Origin of the sequence: Chitinophaga sp. OAE865 (genome assembly GCF_040546735.1) — a bacterium.
GTDB classification, from domain to species: Bacteria; Bacteroidota; Bacteroidia; order Chitinophagales; family Chitinophagaceae; genus Chitinophaga; species Chitinophaga polysaccharea_A.
In genome coordinates this window covers 5,862,268-5,881,852 of the sequence record NZ_JBEPOF010000001.1, presented here as the reverse complement: position 1 = coordinate 5,881,852, position 19,585 = coordinate 5,862,268, and the positions used below count along the sequence as shown (strand labels likewise).

Here is a 19,585-nt window from a genome sequence, read left to right as displayed (position 1 = left end):
ATGAAAAAACTGAGAAATGCGTTGATGCTGGCAGGCGGTCTGGCGGTTGCATTATTTGCAAATTCAGCAGCTGCACAGGCCAGGGCAGATGCATTGGGCTGGAAGCTGGGGGCGCAGGCCTGGACGTTCAATCATTTTACACTGGCAGAGGCGCTGGATAAAATGGACAGCTGCGGGATCCAGTATGTGGAAGCTTTTCCCGGACAAGTAATTGGTGGCGGTATTGAAGGTAAATTCGATTACCATATGTCGCCTGCCAAACAGGAGGAAGTAAAAGCCCTGTTTAAAAAGAAGCACAAAACGCTGATCGCATTTGGTGTGGTAGTGCCAGGGTCTGAAGCAGAATGGCGCATGCTGTTCGACTTCGCCAACAGGATGGGTATCCAGAGCATTACATCCGAACCTAAGGAAGAAGACCTTGACCTGATCTCTTCCCTCTGCGATCAATACCAGATCAAACTGGCTATCCACGACCACCCGAAGCCGAGCCATTACTGGAACCCGGATATCGTGCTGGCAGCCATCAAAGGCAGAAGCAAATTAATGGGCGCCTGCGCGGATATTGGTCACTGGGTGCGCTCAGGACTGGATCCTGTTGAATGCATCAAGAAACTGGACGGTCATATTGTAAGTCTGCACTTCAAGGACCTGAACAACAAATCAGCTGATTCCCATGATGTGGTTTGGGGTAACGGTGTGAGCCAGATGCCCAAGGTAATGGAGACATTGAAAAAGCAGAAGTTCAAAGGCCTGTTTTCCGTGGAATACGAATACGACTGGGATAACAATGTGCCTGAAGTGAAAGCCAGCGCTGCTTTCTGGAGAACTATCGTTAGCAACCTGTAATAACTTTTGTACATCACAAATAATGAATCCGAAGCTCCCGGCAGGGAGCTTCGGATTTTTTTAGCTGTCCGGTACCGGACATGTCCTGTTCTTTACTGAACATTGAAAGCCACTATCTTTGTGATATCTCCCTGATAATTAAATAAATACATTTTCGTCCCGGTTTTTGCAGGTAAGGCGGCAATACTTTCCTGTTATGATGAACAGCTTTTTTAAATTATCTTTCAGGGCCCTATGGAGAAAGAAATCTTTCTCCCTGCTCAATATCGTTGGCCTGGCAGTGGGCATAGGCGCCAGCCTGCTGATTTTCCTCGTGATCCGCAACGAGATGAGCTATGACAACTTTCAAAGTAAACGGGACCGGATCTTCCGGGTGGTGACTACCACCACCAGTCGCAGCAACGGCGAAAAGTGGCGGCATAGTATGGTGCCGGCGCCGCTTGCACATACCATGCGCAGGGATTTTCCTTCCTTCCAAAAAATAGCAGCTGTAGAGCATATCGGGGGAGCACAGGTCTATGTTCCCGGAAAAAACGGATCTGAGGAAAAAAAATTTAAAGAAAGCGGCGGCCTCTTTTTTGTGGAACCCGCTATTTTCGACATCTTCGATTTTACCTGGCTGCAGGGAAATGCGGCGGAACTAAAAGAGCCAAATACTGTAGCGCTGACACAAAGTATGGCTGAAACCTACTTCGGCAACTACCAGAGCGCTATAGGGAAAACGATACAGCTATGGTCATACCGCGTGCCGTTGCGGGTGACGGGCGTTTTTAAGGACCTCCCGTATAACACAGATCTGCCGGTGCGTATGGCAGCTTCCCACGCCACCTGGCTGAAGATTGACGGGCACGAACGGCAAACCAATGAAGACTGGCGCTCCCTTTCCGGTGGAACACAGTGTTTTGTGCTCACCTCTCCCGGGGAAGATATACAACGTTTACAGGCGCAGTTACCGGCTTTTGTAAAGAATAATTACCGGGAAGATGCCGACAAGACCACCTACGTTACCAGCCTGAGTTTTCAGCCGCTGAAAGATATGCACCTCGACAAACGATTTGGCACTGTAAAAGACGATTCGTTGTCGCCAACGGAACTATGGGCGTTAGCCATCATCGGTTTATTCCTGTTGCTGGTGGCCTGCATCAATTTCATCAACCTGGCCACAGCGCAATCGGTGAACAGGGCCAAAGAAATTGGTATAAGAAAGGTACTGGGCAGTAACCGTCTCCAGCTATTAAAACAGTTCCTCGGAGAAACAGCCCTGATAACGGCTTTGGCCATAATTTTGGGCAGTATAATGGCCTGGATAGCAGTTCCTTACCTCAGTAACCTGGTAGGGAAGCAGCTGACTTTGAACCTCCTGCGATACCCGTCGATATTGCTCTTTTTATTATTATCCGGTATAGCAGTTACTTTCCTGGCTGGATTTTATCCTGCCATTGTTTTATCCGGATTCAATCCACTGGCCGCTATTAAAAGCAGGATCAATACCCGCCCGGTTAGCGGTATTTCGTTGCGCAGGGCCCTGGTGGTGTTCCAGTTTGTTGTGGCGCAATTGCTGGTGATAGGCACCCTGGTAGTAGTGAAGCAAATGAAATTTTTCCGGGAACAACCCATGGGCTTTGAGAAAAAAGCAGTAGTGTTACTTGACCTGCCCAGCGACAGTACCTTAAAACTAAAATACGGCTACCTGAAATCCCGGCTTCTGGAGCTTCGGGGTGTAGAGGCGGGTAGTTTATGCTCGATAGAACCTTCTTCCCGCTTCGGATGGTTCACTGATTTCTTTTATAACAACAGGCCAGAGCGACAACCGTACAGCGTAAAGCGTATCAGTGCCGACACAGGCTATTTCAATACCTTCCGCTTAGCTTTGGCGGCTGGGCGTTACCCATTTTCCAACGATACCACCCGGGAAGTGCTGGTGAATGAAACGGTGGTTAAAAAGTTAGGGTTGCGTTCAGCAGAAGATATTATCGGCAAGATGGTTGCTTTTGACAACGGCGCCCGTAAATTCCCTGTGGCAGGAGTTTTAAGGGACTTTAATAATAATTCCCTGAGAGATGAAATTTCACCCGCTGTTATCTCCTCTGATTATAACGACTACAGTACCCTGGCGCTCCGGCTGGATCCTGAAAAAGTGCCTGCCACTTTAAAGCAGGTAGAACAGATATTCACCGCCGTGTATCCTACCTATATATACCAATGTACTTTTTTTGATGCCCAGATAGGCAACTTTTACAGGACAGAAGCCATTACGGCCTCATTGTTCAAAGTATTTGCCTTCCTCGCCATTTTTATTTCCTGTCTTGGGTTATATGGGCTCGTTTCCTTTATGGTGGTGCAAAAAACCAAGGAAGTGGGCATCCGTAAAGTATTGGGCGCTTCAGTACAAAGTATATTGTACCTGTTTTCCAGGGAGTTTACCACTTTAATAGGTATTGCATTTTTGATGGCTGCACCGGTAGGCTATTATTTTATGAAGAAGTGGTTGGTTGGTTTTCACTATCACACCGAAATAGGCTGGGGCATTTTCGTACTGGCTATAGCGTTATCCATTTTGATTGCCTGGATAGCGGTGGGGTATAAGGCGATAAGCGCTGCGCTTGCCAACCCGGTGAAGAGTTTGAGAGCAGAGTAATGTTATCCGTATAAAACAGGAAGCCCGGACCATTTAGTCCGGGCTTCCTGTTTTATAATAAGGTTATTTCGCTGAATCCGCCGGTTTGGGTACCGGGGTGGAATCTTCCGTATTCACCTGTATGACGTCGTCTTTATTTTTGTGGGTGCCGTTAGGGCCAAAATCATCTTTCATTTTGTTTAACCAGGTAATGAACTGCTGTGCATTCTGGCCATCGCGCTGTAAGTCGTTGGTCATTCTGCTTGGCGGCAGGGAGCTGTAGTAGCGCAGCTGCTGTTCACAGTCTTTGATCACCTGGTTCGACAACTCTTCTGCTCTCTTCACATCGCCGGCTATGTAATAAGCGTAGATGGTTTGAATAGAAGTATAGTTGTGCATATTGCCCGGTGTGGTGAGAGCATACGGGAAGTTGGTTTCCATGATGTTCTTGTCCATGTAGCGGAGCACATTCAGTGCGCTGTCTTTCGCAGCTCCTTCCTGTGTCATGGCTACAGAGAGTTTGGTGAACGCCTGGCGCAGGTACATGATCATTTTCCTGTTAGGCTCATCGAAGTAGGTACCGCGGGTTTGTGCGCCACCGAATTCAAATTTGTGCATCAGGTTATCGTACATCACGCCTACGTTCGCATTGATGTCCATGCCCAGCGGATCGGTAGATGTAGCTTTAGGCAAAGGCACCAGGTGGTAGGTAAGACCATCGGTTTGCATGTAATCATTTAAGCCGAGATCGGTAGGGCTGGTGAAATAGATAGGCCGTTTCCAGTCATTGGCAGCGATGATATCATATACTGCGAGGTCATTTTTCAGCAGGTAGCTCTTGCTGATCTTGAATGGCATAGAGGCCAGGATCTTAGCGCTGTCTTTTGCTGCAACCACGCCATTAGCAAGGATCGCCTGTTTGTCGACAGGGATAAACAGCTGGCGGGTAGGCAGGAAGTTTTCTGATCCGCCATCCTGCGTGGTTACTTTACTGTTGACATCATCGCTTCCCATGAAGTTCATGATCTCTTTCAGGTTAAAGTATTTATCTGCAGGAATATTTCCCGGATCAAAGAAGCGGATATAGTTGCGGTTTTCGCCTTTATATTTATCGGCCGACCAGGTCATTGGAATAGCGGGGCTCTGGTTTACAGCTCTGCGCATCTGGTCGATGTACCAATCCACACCCAGGAGGCTGAGGTTGATCACCCTGATATCCGGGCGGATGCCTTCTACTTCCTGTGCATACCACAGGGGATAGGTATCGTTATCGCCCACGGTAAAGAGGATCGCATTTTTCTGGCAGGACTCCAGGTAATCTTTTGCTACATCGCGTGCTACGTATTTGGTAGAGCGGTCGTGGTCGTCCCATTCCTGGAAGGCCATCAGCACCGGTACTGCCAGCAGGCAGATGGCGGTAGCCAGTACAGGAGAGAGTGCGCTCTTTGTTTTCTTCTTCAGGAAATTGTATACTGACAGCACGCCTAACCCGATCCAGATAGCAAAGGCGTAGAAGGAGCCTACATAAGCGTAGTCACGTTCACGCGGCTGGTTACCTGCCTGGTTGAGGTAGATGACGATAGCGAAACCTGTGAAGAAGAACAGCAGGGATACGATGAGGGTATCTTTGCGGTGGTTATTATATTGATAGAAGAAACCGATAATGCCGAGAATGAATGGCAGGAAGAACAGGGTATTGTGCGCCTTGTTATCTTTCAGGCTATCCGGCATCATGGACTGATCGCCATATAAGAAATTATCGATGAATGGGATACCGGAGATCCAGTTACCGTCGCGCACGTTGCCATAGCCCTGGGTATCGTTTTGTTTACCTACAAAGTTCCAGAAGAAATAGCGGGCATACATGAAATTCACCTGGTACTGGAGGAAGAACTTGATGTTATCGCCGAAGCTGGGTTTTTCACCCTGCTGGAGGCCCAGCCAGGTACGGTAGTAATCAGCGTGGCCCTGATCGTTGCTGGCATCCCATACGCGGGGGAACAACATCATATCAGACGGATCATATTCCGGTTCCATCTTCTTACCTGCGATCTCATATTTTTTAGCACCGCGGGCGTAGATGTTACCACCTTCCTTGTACCCTGTTGGGCGGGCGGTGAACACCTGGCCGTATACCAGCGGAAAATCGCCATATTGTTCGCGGCCCAGGTAACCTACCAGGGAGATGGGATTATCTACATTGTACATATCTACCGAAGGATTGGCGGTAGAACGGACCATGGTAGTAATATAAGTGGAGTAACCAACCAGCATGAACAGCACGAAGGAGATAGTAAGACGGCTGAAATGCGCAGTTTTGGATACGTCCATTTTCACGCCTACTGCTTTCAGCAGGTAGGGGATGGCTACAAAGAAAGCTGCCAGTAAGAATTTGAAGAAGATAGTGCCGCCGCTTGCCTCGTTAAATGCTGGTACCACGATGATGGTGGCAATAACGATGAATGGGGCGTAGATACCAAACTTTGGTTTGCGGTATCCTATAATGAGCAATGCTATAATGAGTACGAAATAGAAGATAAATCCGGAGAAGTATCCCATTCCGAGGGAATTTACGAAGAATACGTCCATATACCCGGAAGCCTTAACGGTGTCCTGGATGAGGTATTTTTGTACCAGGCCGGTGATGCCGCAACCTATAACAAAAGCCCAGAACGTGCCCCAGCCGGTAACCTTAAAGCGCCTGAAGTAGTACACCATTACCATTGCCGGGATGGTGAGGAGGTTGAGGAGATGGACGCCGATTGAGAGGCCCAGGAGGTACCCGATGAGTACGATCCAGCGGTCTGCATAGGGTTCATCGGCTTCATGTTCCCATTTCAGGATGGCCCAGAACACGATGGCGGTAAAGAAAGAGGACATTCCATATACTTCACCTTCCACAGCGGAGAACCAGAATGAATCGGAGAAGGTATAGGCCAGTGCGCCTACAGCGCCTGCGCCCATGATAGCGATCATTTTTTCGCGGGAGATCTCTTCACCGGCTTTCACCATGAGCCTGCGCGCGAAGTGGGTAATGGTCCAGAACAGGAACAGGATAGTGAAACCACTGGCCAGGGCTGTCATGGTATTTACGCCCAGGGCGGCCTGAGATGGTTTCAGGAACATACTAAACAATCTTCCAAGCAACACGAACAATGGTGCTCCGGGCGGATGGGGAATCTGTACTTTGTAAGCACTTGAAATAAACTCGCCGCAGTCCCACAAGCTGCCTGTAGCTTCCATCGTTTTAAGGTAAACAAAGCAGGCAATGATGCAAATGATCCAGCCGACCATGTTGTTGGTCCTTTTGAAATTCATAAGGTTGTTTTAAGGTCCGACAAAAATATAAAAAACAGCAAATTATGCTAATCTGGTGAACAGTTTTAACTTTTTGTAAATATCTTTTTAGCTGTTAGCCTTTGGCTAGCAGTATCCGGGCGCCGGGAGGGCGTTTTCCGGGAGATTAAAAAAGCATTATAGTTACAGGCTTACGACGGTTTGCACAGTCCAGGCGGCGGGTTTGGCATTGAAAAGCACCTTGGTGGCGGCCCATGTTTCGCGGAAGAGGGGGGATTGCCGATACTTTTCGAGTGCGGTTTCTGATTCCCACTGGCTGAAGGTGAACCAGGTGTTGCCGGAGGCGGCGTGTTCCCAGAGCTCGAGGTGGAGGCATCCGGGGAAATGGCGGATCAGCTCCTGCTGTTTGGCAAAGAGCTCCCGGAAGGTGTTTACTTTTCCCGGGTCGAATTCCATTTTAACGATACGGTTAATCATTGAAAGATTATTCTAACAGTTTGGTAGTATGATAGTTGCTGGTAGCCGGCCGGCTGTGTGAGCTGATCGCGGCGGAAGCCCTGCAGGCCGAACAGGCCGGCTGCATTTCCTTTATTGATAGCTATTTCCAGGTAACCGGCTGCATTGAAGAGGGCCAGCTTGGTGCCTTCGGGCACGTCCGCATAGGTTTCACTGATCTGGCTGATCACCTCATCGCGGCGGAAGAAGATGCGGAACTTCCGGTTTTTGCACTGCATATCGAACTGCTGCCGGGTGATATTGACCACCACGTTCTCGAAGCTGTCGATATGAATGATCTGTCCTTCTATAAAGTCGTCGCCCACCAGCGGCTGCAGGTTGTGCTTTACCTGGATCTGCTGTGTGAGCGGGCCCAGTTCTCCCAGCGCCCTGCCACGGCTTAGTTCCCGGGCTACTACTGCCAGCAGCTGTATGATGGTGAAAGTATTTTTAGGCGCCTCCGGCGGAAGGGGGATCTTAATTACCTTTTCCGGCATACCGCCGGCAATCATGGTAAGCAGGCCATTATCCGCGCAGCCGATGTATTGCCCGTTATGTTCGGCTACCAGTACATGGTCCGGCCGCCTGTCGAATAAATTGATCAGAACAAAATGAAAGGTACCCAGTGGAAAGTAGGAGAAGGCGCTTTTGCAGATATAAGTAGCCTGTGGTAAATTAAAAGGGCTGATATGATGGGTAATGTCCGTAACATGACATTCCGGGCAGTATTGCCAGAGTTGCCCTTTGATGGCACCTACCAGGTAATCCTGCATTCCTATGTCTGATGTTAAAGTTATAATGGACATGCCCGAAAATCTAAATCCAAATCCCAGTGTTCAAAACCCCACCAATCAATTCCTGTCCTCACGCGTCGTCTGCAGTTTTTCAATTATCCGGAATGGCAAATTAAAAGTGCGCTTTCCTTCCAAAAAAGATGCCATTGGGGGTTAAGTGAAATAAACTTAGTGCAAATAACGATAAAAAAGCCGAGGCAGCGGTATTTTAAACGGAATTTTTTGCACTAACGTTAACGGCTACAGTTTATTACTGCAGGGGGGAACCGGGTTCTTTTTTAAAGTGATTGTACACCATTTTGTCGAGGAAGCCGGGGAGAAGTTTACTTAGCAGCACTGTCAGTTTGCCCTGGCCTGTAAGCACCAGCGTACGCTTACGCCTGGCAATGGCCCTGGCAATTTCAGCAGCCACCGCTTCTGCGCTCATGAGCTTACCCTCATCGAGCGGGGTTTCGCTTTGTGCCTGCCCCTGTGGGTTGAGCGCGGTGTTACGAATATTAGAGGCAGTGAAGCCGGGGCATACCCACATCACGTTAACGCCTGTATGTAAATTTTCTGTACGCAGTGCTTCGAGGAAACCCTGCATGGCAAACTTGGAAGCGGAGTAACCGGTACGTGCCGGCAAGCCCCGGTAGCCGGCAATAGAAGATACGCCTACAATAGTTCCTTTATTAGCCAGGATAGAAGTATACGCAAACTTGGTACAATATACCGTGCCCCAGAAATTAATATCCATCAGCGATTTCAATACACTCACCTCCAGATCCCGGAACAATGCCCGCATGGAAATACCTGCATTGTTCACCAGGATATCTATTTTCCCGAACTTACTGATCACGCTTTCAATAAATGCTTTACAGTCGGCCTCTACACTTACATCCGCCACGAAAGTAAACAGCTGCTTGCTGTTCACCTGTTGCTGCAGCTCACTGAGCGCTGCCTGTTTTCTGCCACACACCGCTACATTTGCGCCATGCGCCAGCATTTCCGTAACCAGCGCTTTCCCGATTCCTGATGATCCGCCGGTGATAACCACGGTTTTATTCTGAAAGTATGTTTTCATGGGTATATTTTAGCCCCACAAAAATAGGTGAGTAACATCAATTTATTACAGGTCATTTACAGAAATGTGATGAACTATTTTTGGGTATGAGGTGTTATAATACTTTGTGGGATTGGGTTTGGGAATAAAATTCAATAAAAGTTTGGTAGGAATAAAAATATTCCTATTTTTGCAACCGCTTAACAGCAAAGGATTCCGTAGCTCAGTTGGTAGAGCAATACACTTTTAATGTATGGGTCCTGGGTTCGAGTCCCAGCGGGATCACTACTAAATTATCAAAGGAAATTAAAGCCGCTTGAATCGTAGGATTTAAGCGGCTTTTTTGCTTTTATGATAAAAAGATAAATCATATCAAACGATTTTGAGAGTCTACAAAATCGTCTATAGTAAATTTTTTTAATTTACTGTAGACGATTTTTTCTGAGATGCTTACCGGCAAAGGGTTTGGCGACTTGCAAACCAATCCAAAAAACACCAAACAACACCAAAAATCGGTAACCAAAACTTAGTAGACTATGAAAGTAAGTCAGGATTTATCAATCCTCTTATATCTCCGGTACGATACCATGAACCCAGCGGCAAAGCAACTATCTGCGTCCGTATCACCGTCACCGGATTACCCAAAGATGGCTTTTCTATCGGCTATCAGGTTGATCCCTTCCAAATTTGATAAAAGAAGTAGTGCCGTAATTGGCAGATCTGCGGAGGTTATTGAAATCAACAACCAGATACAGCACGTCAGAAGTGAGCTGCTCCGGCACTACAACCTGTTGAAGAAGCAGGGATCAACTGTTACCCCCACTATGATCAAAAACGCTTACCTGGGTGTTCATCAGGAAAAACAAACACTGTTGCAGGTCGTAGATTTTCATAACGGGGGACTTTTGCCGTTACGCTGGACTGGAGAAGAGCAGTGTCCAGGAGTTTCTAAAGTAGCAGGAGAAAGACACATGGCCGGATATAACTTCCAGCCATGTACGAAAAAGACTTATACGGCTTTGTCATCGACAGTAGCCGCAGGGGCATTGCTCTTAACAGAGGCAATGCCATTGGTGCTTTCATACATTTCGCTGGTGCCGATCACCTGGCCGTTTGTGGCCTTCAGGTTAAAATAGCGTTTCCCATTTGAGGAAGTTTTCTTATCGAACCTTTCATCATGTTGGGAATTGCTCCCTACAGATTCAATGCCGTTTTCGCAATTTGCTTTTGTGGTGTAGCCTTCGCTGGTGAGAATGGTTTCTCCGTTGCCAGCATTCAGTTTAAAATTCGCCTTTGGCGTCCTTGGTGATAACGAATTTTCCCATATAGATTGGTTTGTGTAAGTCCTGAAGATAAGTAAATAATTTCAAAATATGGTGCAGATATATAATGCATAACGGGCGAGGGTTCTCGGTTGGTTCCAGGCGTGTATACGATACTGTTAATGGTTTGAAATATAATCTATACCCGTTTAGGCTTATTTAGCAAGGAGTTTCGTATCCCCGGGCGAGTGAGGGACTCCATTTGACGGTTTCTTTCATTATGCGCGTTCAATCAGAACGTAGAGGTTGTCTAAAAATATACTTGTCTCATTTTAGAAGATTACTTAACAATATTTAGTAATTTGTAAACCTCTCTCATAAGGGACTAAATTTTATTGAACAAATGCCCAAAAGACAGCAGCCATTTTACTGAGCACTAAATTTTGTTATTAACAGCATCCACCATATGGAGAATATACTAGACATAATGCCTGTCGGCAACTTATTAAGACAGAAAAACGATAAGCCCGTATACCAATTTTTCATACCTAGCTATCAGCGTGGATACCGATGGGACAAAGATCAGGTAGAAGATCTGTTGGATGATCTATTTGAGTTCATTAACAAGCAGAATAACAAGGAAAAGTACTGTCTGCAGCCAATTGTAGTGAAACAATTACCCAATGGTAGGTATGAAGTATTAGACGGCCAGCAGCGGCTTACTACCATCTTCATATTGCTATCAAGGCTAAAAGAGACTAATAGCGATATAGACATCTTTTCGTTAACCTATGAAACCAGGTCTGACAGTGAAGAATTTCTCCGGAAGCTCAGTGCCGGCATTAGTGATAAAAATCCTGATTATTATTATATCAGCCTTGCGTATACTACCATCAACGATTGGCTGAAGAAGAAAAGAAATGAAATGCCGCACATCGGCAACAGCTTGTTTAGCACAATCTCCGGATCGGTTGAATTTATCTGGTTTGAGATCAAGACGGATATAGATCCTATAGATGTATTTACCCGCATTAACATTGGAAAGATCCCATTAACCAACGCGGAATTAGTAAAAGCTGTATGTCTCAGTAAGAATAATTTGACTCCAGGCAATAATGATAACAACAATCAGCCCCAGGATCTGAGTAAAGTGCTTTTATTAAGGCAGAATATCATTGCACTGGAATGGGATCGTATGGAGAAAACCCTTCAGGATCCCAAGGTGTGGGGCTTCGTATATGGAGGCGCTCATGAGTACGAAACCCGGATCGATTATATATTAGATCTCTGTGCTGGAAGAAGTGCGACGGACAGGAACAAATATCATTCCTTCAAATTTTTTTACGACCAGGTTAAGAACAGCCGTATAAAACAGACAACGAATGCCGGCCCAAGCCAATACCCAATTGAAAAGGAATGGAATCGCCTGAAAGATATCTTTGATATTTTGCTGGAATGGTATCAGGATAAGAAATTCAATCATCTGGTTGGTTTTCTCATAAAACGGAAGTATGCTGTTCTGTCTCTCATAGAGGTTTTTAAAGGAAAAGACAGGAAAGAATTTTGGGAATATCTTAAAAATGCCATTACCAGGACGATAAACTGTGATGATCTTTCTTCTCTGCGATATGGAGCACACAACGAAGAAATTATGAGCATCCTTCTATTGCACAATGTCACTAATAGCCTGCTCGTGTGCGATAACAACATTAATTTTCCATTTGAGAAACTGGATGGAAAGACATGGTCGCTCGAGCATATTTTTGCACAGAATTCTGATGAGTTAAAAGAAAAAGACTATGAGAGCTGGCTACGTGATCATTTGTATTTCTTTGAGAATAATACCAGTGATGATGCAAAAGCCATTATCAGCCAGATACAGATCCTGCTGAATGCCGGAGAGAAAAAAATAAACAGAAACCTTTTTGAAGAATGCTTCAAAAAGATCTCAGACTATATCCAGCACATTATCCAGGATATTAACAATGATAACCATGATAAATCCATCGCTTTCGATACTTCGGGAGAGAATGAACAAGGCCTTCCGGATATTAACTGGATCAATGATGATGATTCCATTGCCAACCTGGCATTGTTAGACCTGAATATGAATTCATCCCTGCAAAATTCGTTGTTTGATATAAAGCGGCGCCTGATATTACAGAAAGATAAAGAGGGTTTATTTGTACCCGGAGAAACCAAAAAGGTGTTTTTGAAATATTACACGACGGATCCAGCTCATCTGGCCTATTGGACATTTGAAGATAGAAAAGCATATGTAGAAAGCATTAATCAATCCCTAAATTACTTTAAATAGCCAATCATGAATAATATAACGCTTTGGGATATACTAAATAACAAGGTGGCAGGCCTGAGCATACCTGGCGGCATACAAATTCCAATGATACAGCGGGATTTTGCACAAGGCAGAAATAATCGTAAAGCAACCGAGATCCGTAAGGCATTCTTAAACAAAATACTTTCAGGAATCAGATCCGTGCTGGAGAAAAAGCTTCCACCACTGGAACTGGACTTTATATATGGCTATTTGGAAACCGGCATGTTCATTCCTCTGGATGGGCAACAACGTTTAACAACTTTATACCTGTTACATTGGTACCTGGCTTTTAAAGATCAACAGCTACCAGGGTATCAGGAGCAATTTTCTAAATTCACATATCTCACGAGGCAATCGTCCGATTCTTTTATCAAGAATTTAGTAAATGGTTTTTCCGAACAAGACCATAAACAGGCATTCGGGGATAATCAATCCTTTAAGACCATAATTACTAATAAAAACTGGTATTATATGTCGTGGAACCACGATCTCACTATCCAGTCGGCGATCACAATGTTAGACGAGATCGATATGGTATTCCGCGATACAAGCATTTTATTTACTGATCTGATTCAACCACAAGAACCTCCTATCGTATTCCACTTTTTGGATGTCAAAGATTTTGGGCTTTCCGATGATTTATATATTAAGATGAATGCAAGGGGAAAACCGCTTACGAATTTTGAGAATCTAAAAGCCGAATTATGCAGATTTATTGAAACTTCGGATTTTAATACAAAACATACCTATAGATTATCTCATAGTAATGGAGATACAGAAGTTGATGTAGAAACTTATTTCATGACCAGGATAGATACGGTCTGGTCCGATTATTTCTGGCATCTGAAAAACCCGGAAACAAAGGAATTCGACGATAAATTACTGAACCTGCTGGCCTTTGTCGCCTTGAATGAAACCGTGCGTGAGGATCTGTCTAAGTTTGACAACAGTATAAAAGCATTGGATAATAAAGCGGATCTGACGTATTATAAATTTAATAATTTAGCATTACTAGGAGAAAGTACTATCATTTCATACATCGATATCCTTGACTTGTTGGTATCTTCCAATAGCGATATTCAAGCTTATCTGAATGATGAAACCTACTTTAAAAAACAAGCAATAATTAAGAATGCTTTTGATGACAGTTTTAATATACGATATGCAGACAGAATCTTCCATTATGGCATATTCAGGTTTTTAAATGCCAATAAGAACAGTCTGAATAGCCAGGAGCTTAGCAGATGGGATCGGCTTATACGAAATCTGGTGACACATACCATATATGACTCCTCAAAGGATTATCAGGAAAGTATCGTCTCAATTGATAATATGCTGAAAGCCTATTCTGGTGATATTTACAGCGATTTTTTACATCTGACAATACGCGGATTCGATGGTCAGCAAATAGCAGAAGAAAAATTAAAGATTGAGTTGATGACCAGATCAACAGATTGGGTTGATCTTATAACAACAGCGGAAGCGCATCAATATCTGGACGGACAGATTATTTTCCTATTAGCATATTCCGGCATCTTCAAATCGTATCAGGCAAAAGAAATTAATTGGATAACGATATCACTAAATGGCTATCTGGAAAGCGCAAAATTATACTTCGAAAAATTCCAGTGTTTATTTACAGATTTCGGATTGAGAACATTTGAGAACGAGATCTTCAGAAGGGCGCTTTTGGCTAAGGGAGATTACCTCCTGTATTCAAACAATTACTCACTGGTAATAGATAACGGTAGGGATATCAGCTGGAAGAGATTGCTCAGGGAATCCGGAAACACTACCAATAAAGCATCTAATGAAAGAGCTATGTATCTCAAGCACCTCCTGGATGACATTCAGATCAATGATATTGAAGGATCTCTGCAACGTATCATTCTGGACCATACCTGCACTGATTGGCGCAAGGATCTGGTTGATCATCCAGTATTGATGAACACTTCACAGAATAAGTTTATTAAGTTCTTTAATGAAGATTACATCTACATACTTAATAAGACGAAATACAATAAATATAGTGACCCAGAGGTTAAATCCCTTCTGCTGAAGGAATTACTGTTGGGTAAGGGCATTCAGGAGCAGGAAATAAAAATGGCCTATATAGAAACGCTCAAACAATATGGGATAACGCAATTAAAAAATCAACAACTTGATATTGTCTACAATCACGATGGCAATAAAAAATATTTTATAAGGATGCAAGACATGGAAGGTACTGCATTTGATACTCCTGAAGAAGTGCTGACACATGTTCAGGATCTGATACGAAACTAGTAGTTCCATGCAGTACCTTGAAAAAAACGTGAGAAGTGTTTCCAGTAAAGACTATTATATAGTATCGGCGGGATCACAACAAGATTATCAAAGGAAATTAGAGCCACTTGAATCGTAGGATTTAAGCGCTTTTGTATTTTTACCACAGAAAAGTAAATTATACAAAATGAACCTGGAAGGATACAAAAAGGATACACAAAACAGTTTTACTTTTAGTTTGGGACTATTTCAATAAATGTGTAAACTTAAAAATCGGGGAATCAGGATAATAATTAGATTCTTGCCCTTTTATCAAAAATAGTTAAAAACTGATTTAGGATCATGCCCAGTTTCTAATGGGCATGATCCATTTTTTTGATACTTCCCCTAAAGCCTGGTATACAGAATTGAGCGCGGCTTCATCGGTAGGGAAGGATAGCTTGTTTTTGGTGTATTTTCTAACTTTACCGTTCAGATTTTCGATGAGATTTGTCGTGTAGATGATCTGTCTGATCTCCAGGGGGAGTCAAAAAAGGTAGTCAGTTCCTCCCAGTTTTTGCGCCAGCTTTTTATGGCGTATGCATACTTTGCGCTCCACTCAGCATACAGTGCGTCAAGAGTAGCCATAGCAGACTGTTTGGTCGGTGCCGCATAAACATCTTTCATGTCTGTGGTAAATTCCTTTTTATCTTTCCAGACCACATAGCGGCAGCTGTTACGTATCTGATGTACTGTGGAGGAGTAGTTAATATCGTGACTTCTTTGGGCAGTATGCACTTTTAAATCTCTTAACTTAACGCTGTTATGAATGTTGATTGCTTGATATTCTATAGTACCTACTATGGTTTCAACATCTGAAACCCTGCTATCGTATCTTTTGATGTAGCATGAAGTCCCAGGCGTACCGCAGTCGTGAAGTCAATAACAGTCGCTTCGGCTCCCGTATCAAATAGAATTGTAGTGTATCCTGCTGTCTATCGTTGATCCAAACTTTTATTAAAATTAGCCCTGCTTGTTTTGCTGAGGGGCCGGCCAGGATCAATTCCGCGGTACAGTTTACCAGGGAGGGGGCAGCGCATGTTCAAGAAGATCTTTATAATCGAGCATTTCTTTTGTATTTAACCTGCTGGACGCTTCGCTGAAATTGTGATTAGCGCAAAATCCGGTCAGACTTAATCTTTACCAGAGAGCCTCTTATTATACTTGTTTAATAAGTCACGCGGGAATCTGCGTTGGTATATGATTGACAATTGAAATAAAGGGGTGGCTAAGAGGTCAGCTTCACATTAGGGGAAGTTCCTGGTCATTCCTTTATTATCCGGGAAAAAATCAAAAAATCACAAAGCGGAGGGTAAAAATCTGTTTTTCTGTATCTCGTTGTTATAACGATCATTTGGTACCAGTATAAAAGCCAATTGTTTCCATTTATCTCCAAATTTTTGAAGATGAACAGAAAATTCGCGCTGTCAGGGGCGATCGGGTGTTTAGTGTTTCTAATCATCCTTTGTAAGAAGGCAGGAGGTCAAACGTCCCGCATTATATCCGGTGTGGTAACGAATAGTGCCGGTGAGCGGATGCCGGGTGTTTCGGTACGTGAAAAGGGCCATGCCAATGGAGTAGTTACAGACGGCAACGGTTTTTATAAGATAGCCCTGTCTACGGCAGCAGATAGCCTATTGTATTCCTGTGTAGGGTATATTTCGCGGACGCTACCCGTAAAGAACGATACGGTTGTTGACGTAGCCATGCAGTCCAAGTCTGGAAATCTCTCAGCAGTAATGGTAATAGGTTATAGTACAGCAAAAAAAATCACCTATGCGGGTTCGGTGGCGACCGTTGGCGGCGACGAAATCAAAAAGAGCGGCGCCGTGAACCTGACTAATGCGCTGGCAGGCCGTTTACCTGGACTCGTTTCCATCGCGGGCGATAATGCAGGCGCTCCCGGCGCCGGTTCGAATCTTACTGTGCGTGGAATGAACACTATTAATGACCGTAATCATAGCAATAAACCACTGGTGATTATCGATGGCGTCCCAAGAAATGTGACATACGATGGGCTAGAGGAAACGGATGAACTGAGCAACCTTAATCCGGACGATGTGGAGAGTATTTCCGTGCTGAAAGATGCCACTGCCGCTGCTGTATATGGAGCACGTGCGGCTAACGGGGTCATATTGGTCACCACAAAAAGGGGCAAATCGGGCAAACCGGTGCTGGGGTACAGCATATTAACCGGTATCCAGCAGTATACCCGTATGGCTAAACCGGTGAACGCTTATGATTTTGCTGCGTTGTACAATGAAGCATTGGAAAACGAAGGGCTGGAGCCTTATTGGAGCCAATCTGCCTTGCAGCATTTTAAAGACGGTGATGAACCTGATAAGTACCCTGATACCGATTGGTGGAAAGCAGCACTTAAATCTCATGGAAGCCAGACAAGGCATAATCTGTCATTGAGCGGTGGCGCTGAATCGGCAAAATATTATCTGTCTCTGGGCTATGCAGATGAAAAAGGCTTTACCTCCAATAATCACTACAAACGGTATAATGTTCGTTCCAATCTCGATGCGCGTGTCAACAAAAATCTGACTGTGGCGCTGGACCTGAATGCAGTATATTCCATACAAAATCAGCCGGCCAGAAATAATTACGAAATGTTTAACGACCTGTTTCAGACGCCTGCGGTTGTTCCCAACAGGTTTAGCAATGATCCATCCAAATGGGGGGCCGTCGGAAACCTGAGCAGTGCTGTTAATCCTGTATGGAGCACCAGTGAAGATAAAACCGGCTATCAGCGAATTGGAACTACTTCTCTCCAGGGAACGTTATCGGCAGAACAACAGCTCCCGTTTATAAAGGGGTTGTCTGTTAAAGGAGTAGCATCCTACAACAGGAACTATGGTAACACAAAAACTTTTAGTAAAAATCCACGGGTTTTTGGAGATGCTGCCACACTCTATTTCAAGGAGCTTAACTACGATAGGTTATTCCTGGTAGAATATGCCAACCAGTATGTAACCAAAACATTGGAGGCCCATTTGCGTTATAATCGCACAATTGATAAACATACCTGGAATGGCCTGTTTTTATACACACAATCACAGGAAGAACAACAAGTTCTGAACGGCAGCAGGAGTGGGTTTATTAGCCCGCAGTTGGACTACCTGGATTTTGGAGATGCGAAGACAGCTGTCAACTCCGGCAATATTTATCAGAACGCGAGGGTAGGGTATGTTGGCCGGGCGAGCTATAGTTATGCTGACCGTTATATGGCAGAAGCGAATTTCCGTTATGATGCTTCCGCTAATTTTGCACCGGGACACCGATGGGGCTTTTTCCCTTCCCTGGCCGCCGGCTGGAATGTAGCGGAGGAGCCTTTTTTTAAACGAGCGTCTGCACTCTCTTTTATAGACCAGTTGAAACTGCGTATTTCCTGGGGCCGCTTAGGGAACGACAAAATCAGTTCCGTTTTTCCCTTCCTGGATTTTTTCAATAGCACCATGGCGCGACCAACGTTTAATAACGATGCCGTTTTTACGTTGGCGCCCAGCGCTTTGTCTAACCCCGGCATTACCTGGGAGAAAGCCACCACTACCAATCTTGGTTTGGATATGTCTTTTTGGAACGGCGTCCTGACCTTGACAGCAGACTATTTTTATAAACGTACTACCGACATTTTAGCCCAACCGATAGCTACATACCCGGCTACTTTTGGGGCGGAGTTACCACTGATGAATGCAGGCATCGTGTCCAACCGGGGATTTGAGATACAATTAAAACATGAATATGACCTGGGCAAATTGCATTACAGCATCAGCCCAAATGTAAGCTTTTCCAGAAGTATACTGGATTATGTGCCGGAGAGTCAACCCAATCCTGTACTGGCGCGTTCCGGCACAACACAGGACTACTATCAGTTTGTTGACCCTACCAGTGGGCTGGAGCGGGGCGCATATATCGCCGATGGCTTGTTTCGGACGGATGAAGAAGCTCAAAAATCACCCACTCCCTATAATGTTCCCAAATCCACTGTCAAAGCTGGGGATATCCGCTACAAAGACCTGAATGGCGATGGAATCATTGATCAAAAAGATATGCGCCGTATTGGTCATTCACCAGTACCGGCTATTACCTATGCCGCTAATATTACGATTGGACTAAAGAGTTTTGATCTTAGCATCTTACTGCAGGGGACGGCCGATGTCTCTGAATATTTGCAGTCACTGCCCGCATGGGCCTTTCAGGGAGGCAACACGGTTTTCAATGGAAATGCCTTTGAACAACACCTGGGTAGATGGTCTCCGGATAAAACGCCGGAGGAAAATGCACAGGTCACTTACCCGCGTTTGTTCATCAATAACCTGAACAACAAGCAGCGTTCCACCTATTGGCTCACGGACGCCAGCTACTTGCGCATTAAAAATGTCGTGCTGGGTTATACGTTGCCACAACGCTGGCTACGTCCTCTGAGCATCAGTCATATACGGATCTATGCGAGCGCGCTGAACCTGGCGACCTGGAGTAAACTAACGCTTTATGATCCGGAAATCAGGAGTGATGGCTTTGGCGCACTGGTATATCCAATACAACGTTCCTACAACTGCGGGCTGGAAGTGAAGTTCTGATTTT

General features: G+C 44.9%; 10 protein-coding genes, 1 tRNA gene and 1 pseudogene. 6 read left to right on the top strand and 6 right to left on the bottom strand.

The features are described from left to right. Together ABIE50_RS23535 and ABIE50_RS23530 are read left to right on the top strand one after the other, a co-directional pair. Positions 1-846 (top strand): sugar phosphate isomerase/epimerase family protein, encoded by an 846-nt coding sequence (locus ABIE50_RS23535; protein WP_142688585.1) that lies wholly within the window; start codon positions 1-3, stop codon positions 844-846. Between the two features lie 196 nt (positions 847-1,042). Further along, positions 1,043-3,484: an ABC transporter permease gene (locus ABIE50_RS23530; protein ID WP_209859059.1), complete on the top strand. Its 2,442-nt coding sequence runs from the start codon at positions 1,043-1,045 to the stop codon at positions 3,482-3,484. Between the two features lie 63 nt (positions 3,485-3,547). Here the strand turns inward: ABIE50_RS23530 and ABIE50_RS23525 are convergent, their stop codons facing one another. The 4 genes from ABIE50_RS23525 to ABIE50_RS23510 form a co-directional block, all read right to left on the bottom strand. Beyond that, positions 3,548-6,781, bottom strand: a complete 3,234-nt coding sequence (locus ABIE50_RS23525; protein WP_209859061.1) for a glycosyltransferase family 117 protein — start codon at positions 6,779-6,781, stop codon at positions 3,548-3,550. A 162-nt stretch (positions 6,782-6,943) separates the two neighbouring features. Further along, entirely contained in the window at positions 6,944-7,237 is a 294-nt protein-coding gene (locus ABIE50_RS23520) for a putative quinol monooxygenase (RefSeq protein ID WP_209859063.1), read from the bottom strand. Next, the gene (locus ABIE50_RS23515; protein ID WP_209859065.1) at positions 7,234-8,061 is read right to left on the bottom strand and encodes an SAM hydrolase/SAM-dependent halogenase family protein; all 828 of its coding nucleotides are present in this window, start codon (positions 8,059-8,061) and stop codon (positions 7,234-7,236) included. Before ABIE50_RS23515 ends, ABIE50_RS23520 begins: the two co-directional genes overlap by 4 nt. A 238-nt stretch (positions 8,062-8,299) precedes the next feature. Next, positions 8,300-9,112: an SDR family oxidoreductase gene (locus ABIE50_RS23510; protein WP_209859067.1), complete on the bottom strand. Its 813-nt coding sequence runs from the start codon at positions 9,110-9,112 to the stop codon at positions 8,300-8,302. 191 nt (positions 9,113-9,303) lie between these two features. Here ABIE50_RS23510 and ABIE50_RS23505 point away from each other — a divergent pair. Then, a tRNA-Lys gene (locus ABIE50_RS23505) sits at positions 9,304-9,376 on the top strand. Between the two features lie 724 nt (positions 9,377-10,100). Here the strand turns inward: ABIE50_RS23505 and ABIE50_RS23500 are convergent. Beyond that, the gene (locus ABIE50_RS23500) at positions 10,101-10,346 is read right to left on the bottom strand and encodes a YegP family protein (RefSeq protein ID WP_502913961.1); all 246 of its coding nucleotides are present in this window, start codon (positions 10,344-10,346) and stop codon (positions 10,101-10,103) included. Between the two features lie 473 nt (positions 10,347-10,819). Between ABIE50_RS23500 and ABIE50_RS23495 the strand changes: the two genes are divergently transcribed. Together ABIE50_RS23495 and ABIE50_RS23490 are read left to right on the top strand one after the other, a co-directional pair. After that, on the top strand, positions 10,820-12,670 hold the full coding sequence (locus ABIE50_RS23495) for a DUF262 domain-containing protein (RefSeq protein ID WP_209859069.1): 1,851 nt from the start codon (positions 10,820-10,822) through the stop codon (positions 12,668-12,670). Between the two features lie 6 nt (positions 12,671-12,676). Continuing rightward, the gene (locus ABIE50_RS23490; RefSeq protein WP_209859071.1) at positions 12,677-14,977 is read left to right on the top strand and encodes a GmrSD restriction endonuclease domain-containing protein; all 2,301 of its coding nucleotides are present in this window, start codon (positions 12,677-12,679) and stop codon (positions 14,975-14,977) included. A gap of 319 nt (positions 14,978-15,296) precedes the next feature. On the opposite strand, the pseudogene ABIE50_RS23485 reads toward ABIE50_RS23490, so the two are convergent. Then, positions 15,297-15,658 (bottom strand): annotated as a pseudogene (locus ABIE50_RS23485) (transposase). Between the two features lie 743 nt (positions 15,659-16,401). On the opposite strand from ABIE50_RS23485, the gene ABIE50_RS23480 reads away from it, so the two are divergent. Next, positions 16,402-19,581, top strand: a complete 3,180-nt coding sequence (locus tag ABIE50_RS23480; protein ID WP_209859075.1) for a SusC/RagA family TonB-linked outer membrane protein — start codon at positions 16,402-16,404, stop codon at positions 19,579-19,581. Positions 19,582-19,585: the final 4 nt, after the last annotated feature.